Source organism: Microcystis flos-aquae FACHB-1344, from assembly GCF_014698375.1.
GTDB classification, from domain to species: domain Bacteria; phylum Cyanobacteriota; class Cyanobacteriia; order Cyanobacteriales; family Microcystaceae; genus Microcystis; species Microcystis aeruginosa.
The window spans coordinates 1-6,646 of sequence record NZ_JACJSW010000224.1 but is presented as its reverse complement, the minus strand read 5'-3'; the positions used below and the strand labels follow the sequence as shown (position 1 = coordinate 6,646).

General features: G+C 43.8%; 6 protein-coding genes and 1 pseudogene. 3 read left to right on the top strand and 4 right to left on the bottom strand.

Features of this window, described 5'->3' with window-relative positions; all coding sequences use genetic code 11:
• The first annotated feature begins 142 nt into the window (after positions 1-142).
• Positions 143-412: a thermonuclease family protein gene (locus H6G48_RS24270; RefSeq protein ID WP_242034759.1), complete on the top strand. Its 270-nt coding sequence runs from the start codon at positions 143-145 to the stop codon at positions 410-412.
• A gap of 28 nt (positions 413-440) precedes the next feature.
• Positions 441-851, top strand: coding sequence for a hypothetical protein (locus tag H6G48_RS24265; RefSeq protein WP_002798467.1), 411 nt, complete (start codon positions 441-443; stop codon positions 849-851).
• 218 nt (positions 852-1,069) lie between these two features.
• On the opposite strand, the pseudogene H6G48_RS24260 reads toward H6G48_RS24265, so the two are convergent.
• Positions 1,070-1,927 (bottom strand): annotated as a pseudogene (locus H6G48_RS24260) (IS5 family transposase).
• Between the two features lie 422 nt (positions 1,928-2,349).
• On the opposite strand from H6G48_RS24260, the gene H6G48_RS24255 reads away from it, so the two are divergent.
• Entirely contained in the window at positions 2,350-4,203 is a 1,854-nt protein-coding gene (locus H6G48_RS24255; RefSeq protein ID WP_190723667.1) for a hypothetical protein, read from the top strand.
• A gap of 104 nt (positions 4,204-4,307) precedes the next feature.
• Here H6G48_RS24255 and H6G48_RS24250 read toward each other — a convergent pair whose 3' ends face one another.
• The 3 genes from H6G48_RS24250 to H6G48_RS24240 all read right to left on the bottom strand — a co-directional run bounded on the left by H6G48_RS24250 (position 4,308) and on the right by H6G48_RS24240 (position 6,454).
• Positions 4,308-4,649, bottom strand: a complete 342-nt coding sequence (locus H6G48_RS24250) for a DUF760 domain-containing protein (RefSeq protein ID WP_190723666.1) — start codon at positions 4,647-4,649, stop codon at positions 4,308-4,310.
• Positions 4,650-4,971: 322 nt separating this feature from the next.
• The gene (locus tag H6G48_RS24245) at positions 4,972-6,135 is read right to left on the bottom strand and encodes a GuaB3 family IMP dehydrogenase-related protein (protein ID WP_104397093.1); all 1,164 of its coding nucleotides are present in this window, start codon (positions 6,133-6,135) and stop codon (positions 4,972-4,974) included.
• Positions 6,136-6,217: 82 nt separating this feature from the next.
• A complete protein-coding gene (locus tag H6G48_RS24240; protein WP_043997914.1) occupies positions 6,218-6,454 on the bottom strand; it encodes a hypothetical protein in 237 nt (78 codons plus the stop codon).
• Positions 6,455-6,646: the final 192 nt, after the last annotated feature.

Here is a 6,646-nt window from a genome sequence, read left to right as displayed (position 1 = left end):
CAGAACAGAGTAAATCTGTTAAGGCAGGTGCGAAAAATCCTTCGGGAAAGAAGCAGAAACCTAAATCGTGAGGTTTGGGAATCACCGTCCGTTTACGGCGGTGAGGATGTCAACAACCGGGCAAATAACCAAGTCACTATCAATGCTGTGGATACTTTACAATACCGGGAGCGGAGCGCTGGCGAAGCCAGATCGCTTCGGGCGTACCGTGGCCGAGGTGTACGCAGGGGGTCAGCTAGTTCAACTTCAGCAGGTGAAGGACGGTATGGTTTGGGCTTATGATCGATTCAAGGCTGACTGTCCAAGCTGGAATGAAATCGAGAGGGCTTTTAAGGAAACTCCCTCGAATCGCAAGGGAATTTTCGGGGGAAACCCGATGCCACCCTGGGAATGGCGACGACGGAATCGGTAGTTTATAGAGAAATTCCGAGAGGTAAACTATGAACAGAGACATCATTACTGGAATGGACGGCGAGATTTATGCCAGACGCGATCTGAGTCGGGAGTGGGGCGGGGCGATCGATCTGGGAACGGCGAGGACTGGAAAAAGTTTCGGCGTTGACGGACACTTAGGGGAAACTAATTGCCTCGGCGTTTGGGATAGTGTGGACAGACTCAGATTCAGGACTTCGCATAACCTTCGTCTGGAACTCGCCACCGACCCCAAGGTGATCACCGAGTTGGTTCGATTCGATAGTAAGGGTGTCGCCACCGTCGTCGGTTCGGTTGAATACGGCGCTCGATTATCCTTGAATTTAACACCGGGTCGCTACGGCCTCAGTTTCTTTGTCGAGGGAGATTTGATTTCTTATCAAGTTAATGCCAGTTTCATTAGAACTCTTGCAAATTAATTATATGTTATAATTGTGGTTTAACTAATTTTCCCCAAAAAAATAGTTGATTAGTGCATTTGTTCTAAATGAAAACCTGAAGTTTAACTTTTAACCCAAAACTCTTTAGAGCTGCTTTAATTTGGTTGTCAAAACCTCTTTATTTAAGCGGCACAAACTATCTCAATTATAAAAATTGAGAATAAATTCTCCTTGACTTGATTAATGTTTGGCAACTTTTAATAAGTTGCTATACCTATCCCTAACTCATAGTTATAAACAGCCGCCAACAGGTTAATTCTTAAACTATATCTTCGACGACGATTCCGATATTTACAGGATAAAATTTTCAAGATTTTGAGTTTCCTATTTATAGGTTCAATGATAATCCTTTCTTTGGCTAAAGCCTTGTTATAACCCTTCTCTAACTCTGTTAATTTTCTATTTTTCGGTTTCTTTTTCGGTGTATAACTATTACTATGGTATGCAGCTATTCCCTGATAACCACTGTCTTCTCTGCTAGTAGTTAAAGGATGAAAACGAATTCGACTTTTTTTAAATAAACTAAAATCATGACCTCTACCTTTCCCACAAAAGACACAGATAATTTCCCTGGTATTTTTATCAGCTACTAATTGGGATTTTCAAGTATGATAACCTCTTTTACCCCCCAAAAAATCTTTCTGTTTCTTTTGGGGGTGTTCAATGGGAGTTTCCGTTACATCCATTACCGTTACGACCGGTATCTCTGCTTGATTTAGTAGAGATTTTTTTCCTTTTAAACGGAAGTTTCCCGATTGTCAAAGCATTTTTTCCGTCTTATTTACAATCCGACCTATAGTTGATTCTGATATTTGACCGCTTGTACCAATGTGAAAAGATGTTCTATATTCTCGCCAATATTCTAACGTTACTAAAACTTGTTCTTCTATAGATAGTTTAGGTTTCGGTCCCCTTTTAGATACTGAATTAGATTCAGCTTCAACACTTTTTACTGATTCTACCATCTTTCTATATGTTTGTTTATACACACCGAAACGGCGTTTGAATTGTTCATCTGATAAGTTTTGATAATCCATATTTTTGCTAATAAACATAGCAAAAGTATAGATGATACTAAATCCCGTTATTAAAGACTGATTATCTATTCCTGCTTTTGCATGAGTGCCTATCCTCATAAGTAGCCTATACTCAACGGATTTAGTATGATTTCCTGACCTAAGATCACATTTTATTCTTTTTTCCACTTCCATCTAAAAATTGAGAAAAAAGCCAAACCCTCTATTATACAATAAAAAAATTAGGCAAGGGGTCTAGTGAAGTCGCTGGTTTCGCTCTAATCTTTACGGGGCAAGTCTTTCAACCGATTTTACTCCTTCACTCCCGAAAAATTGAGCGAACGATGAGTCCTGACTCGGAGAATACTGACTCGGAGAATACTGACAGCTTTCTTTTGCCTTTGGCCTTTTTACTTGCTATAAAGTAGGTTTATTGAAGAAGTGGAGGGAATCATCATCCTATGGCGATAATGACAAAATCATTTAGACAAAGACTGGCAGAGATTTTCGGGTTTGACCTGCGATCGCTGGCTTTATTTCGCATTGCCTTGGCGTTAGTGGTTTTAGTGGATTTATCGGTTCGTTTTAGCCAAGTAACTGCCCATTACAGTGAATTAGGGGTTTTACCCCTAGAAAGCTTATCGAAAGTCTCTGCCAGTCCTTTTTACTGGTCTATTTTTGCTCTCAGTGACTCGGTGCTGGTGCAGAGTATCCTGTTTATTGTCGCTATAGCGATCGCATTATTGCTTTTAATTGGCTATCATACCCGTTTAGCCACGATCGCCACTTGGGTGCTAATCGTCTCTTTACATCATCGCAACCCCCTGTTACTATTTGCCGCCGATGACGTAATCCGGGCAGTATTATTCTGGGCGATGTTTTTACCCCTCGGTGCCTGTTATTCCGTGGAAAGTGCCTTAAACACCAATCCCAACCCCCTACCCAAGCGTGTGGTTTCGGCTGCCACGGTGGCTTTTATGATACAGGTGTGTTACATCTATATGTGGTCAGTGGTCTTTAAACTCAAAAGTGAGACTTGGTGGCCCGACGGTACAGCCGTTTATTACTCTCTTAGTTACGATCAATACGCTACCGCTTTGGGGAGTTTTTTACTGACTTTACCGCAGCAATTCCTCAAATTCCTGACAATTTCAGCCCTAGGCTTTGAATGGTTCGGTCCGCTATTGATGTTTGTTCCCTTTCGCAATAGTTTATTTAAAATAATCGCCGTAGTTTCCTTTATTTTCTTGCATACGGTTTTTGCACTGATTCTACATTTAGGGGTTTTCCCTTTCTTGAGTGTTACCTATTGGTTGCCGATCATCCCTAGCTTAGTCTGGGATTGGGGACAAAAACGGATAATAAACCCAGAAAGAGAAGGTTTAAGGATTAATTATGATCGAGATTGTGGATTTTGCAAGAAAGTTGTTCATCTTCTCCGCACTTTTCTCATTTTACCCGGCACTCCCCTGTTAGTCGCTCAGGATAACCCCTCAATATACGAGGATATGGTAGCCCAAAATTCTTGGGTAGTGGAAGATTGGCAGGGAAAACGTCGGTTTAAATGGTCAGCATTGGTTTATATTGTCAGTCTTTCGCCGATTTTCTGGTTTTTAGCACCAATTTTGCGTTTACCGCCCCTCATGTCCCTGGGAACGAGAATTTATGAGTGGATTGCCTCCCATCGTCGTTTTATGGGCAATTTCACCAAACCTCTCAAGTTTCGTCCCCTGACGATTAAATCCTCTTTACCTTTAAATATGTTGGTAATTTTCTTCTTCTTGTTGACCAGTATCTGGAATTTACGCAGTTTTGTCCGGCAATCGGCCATTAGAGGCGATTTAAATACACCTTTAATTCAATCCCTCGATCGCTTGCTCACCCGTCGTACTTTTAATACAATTGATATTCTGGCAAGAATAACTCGTTTAGACCAATATTGGACTATTTTCTCCCCTAGTCCGCCCCGGGATGATGCTTGGTTTGTGGCGGTCAGTAAATTAGCCGATGGTTCCACGGTAGATATATTTAGAGAAGGACAGCCAGTAATTTGGGATAAACCCACGGATAGCGATCGCAATCGTTTGTATAAAACCATGCAGTGGCGGGTATATTTTATTAATCTTAATCGAGCTATCGGTCGGTCAGTTTATGGAGAGTTTGGTCAGTATCTCTGTCAAAACTGGAATCAGCAGCACGGTAGGGATCAACAAATTAAATCCCTGCAACTTTATATCATGCGGGAAAGGACTGTCCCCCCCGGAGAAAAACAGGGAATCGAAAAAGAACTACTCTGGCAGCAAAACTGTCTTTAATCAGTTATCAGTTATCAGTTATCAGTTATTAACCAGATCAAAGTTATCTTGTAACTAAAATCTGATTGCTTCTTTTTCCCTTTCAAACTAACTACCGCTAAACCTTAAACATCGCTAGAACCACTCTGGAGACTAGCGAGAGATTTTTCAAAATTCATTCTCTGTTCGGCATTGCGGAGAAAGTAACCACTCATCATTGCTGAGGCCAATAACCGGCCCAGATGTTCGCGACTGGTACTGATAGTGACCCCGAAATGTTCCGAAGGAAGGTTGCCCAAAAGTCCGATAATGTTGCGTTCCATCACTTGGAAAACCTCTTGGGACTCCGGTTTCGAGAGTTGGGCGATTGTTTCTGGACTTAAGGTCTGGACATACTGCCACAAACTCTCGGAAAATTCACTATCGGTACCGAATAAATTGTCAGGGCGATCGTTTTCTCTATACACTTTTGATCTCCTTAACTCAATTTTTTTATAAACTATCCTTTTGGTTCTTCCAATTGGGAGCATTTCACCTTTGTAACTCCTAAATCAGGTTTTATGTCAAGCTATTTTGAAAGCCTTGCTAGAAACCAGTTTTAGGGACAAGTATAATTACTCGCTTGCATAAATGAGATGCTCCCTTCCAATTTAACAGTTTTTTGAGATAGTGGCAGTCGGTAGAACCGAACCCGAAGGTGATGGTAATCCCAAGCAGAAAATCCATCTCTGGCAAAAATCAAAAACTGCTCCGAGAAGCAGATAACCGATCACTGTTCACCGATAACTTTTATTTACCCATACCTAACTGCTGGGCCTTTTGATAGACTTTACCCTCCGTCAGCAGCGAGGGGGCAATCACCACTTCCACCTGTTGCATTTCCTTTAAGTTCTTAGCACCCAAAGTTCCCATACTGGTTTTCAGCGCCCCTAGGAGGTTATGAGTACCATCATCCAATTTTGCTGGTCCGACGAGGATTTCGGCAATAGTTCCGGTACTGCCCACACTAATTCGGGTTCCCCGGGGTAGAACCGGACTAGGTGTGGCCATACCCCAGTGAAAACCGCGGCCGGGGGCTTCCAATGACCGGGCAATGGGAGAACCAATCATCACCGCGTCAGCACCACAGGCGATACATTTGCAGATATCACCGCCGGTAATAATGCCGCCATCGGCAATAACGGGGACGTATTTACCGGTTTCTCGGAAAAAATCGTCCCTAGCGGCGGCACAATCGGCCACAGCAGTGGCTTGGGGAACTCCCACCCCTAAAACGCCGCGAGAAGTACAGGCGGCCCCCGGACCGATACCGACTAAAACCCCGGCTGCCCCAGTTTTCATCAGGTTAAGGGCGACTTCGTAGGTGACGCAGTTGCCCAAAACCACGGGAATGGGCATTTCTTGGCACAGTTGCACTAAATCGAGGGGGGTGATAGCTTCCGGGGATAAATGGGCAGTGGAAACAACGGTTGCTTGGACAAAGAGAATATCGGCCGCTGCTTGGGCGACGATAGCACCGTATTTGACGGCACCGGCAGGGGTGAGGCTAACTGCCGCAATACCGCCTTTTTCTTGAATTTCTTGGATACGAAGCTCGATTAGTTGCGGTTTAATCGGTTCTGCGTAGAGTTCCTGCATTAAACCGACGAATTCTGCTTTGCCGACTGCGGTAATGCGATCAAGAATCGGGTTAGGATCCTCGTAACGGGTTTGAATTCCTTCGAGGTTTAGTACCCCTAGCGCCCCCAACTCGGAGAGAAGGACGGCCATTTTAGTATCCACCACCCCATCCATAGCGCTGGCGATAATCGGGATTTCCCGCTCGATATTGCCGAGAGACCAACGGGTATCGGCTAAACTAGGATCGAGGGTTCGCACTCCGGGTACAAGTGCGATTTCATCGATACCGTAAGCTCTACGGGCTGTTTTGCCCCGACCAATAATTGTATCCACGTTTCTATACTATTTCAGACCTATTTAGCCTAGACTAGCAAATTTCGCACCATCTCGAACAGCTTTTCGGTATTATTGCCGACTAGGCCCCGGGAAAATAATCGCCGCAGTCGATCGCTTGTTCGGTGTTGGCGCTCCTGGGTTGTACACTACATTTGAGGCGATAATCGTTGGTAAAGTAGCGGCAGTGGGAGCAAGGGATGGAGTGCATCCGTCGGGCAACTTGCCAACTATCGCGCACGGCACTGGCTAAAGACCAGCAAACTAAAGCGATAATGGCAGCGGCGATTGAAAAACGTAAAATAATCCAGATTTCCATGGCGAACAACTAAAATTACCTGATTTGGATAGGAATCAACTGAGGCAATCGGCAGAGGGTTAGATACTGAACAGTTTACTTACCGAAATTTTGGGTTAAAGCCCCGTCCTTTTAGGACGGCTTTTTAAACTATATCTTGTTAACTTAACTTTTATTGTGCTATACTGATTTTGTCTAAGTCCCCCCTGCGTA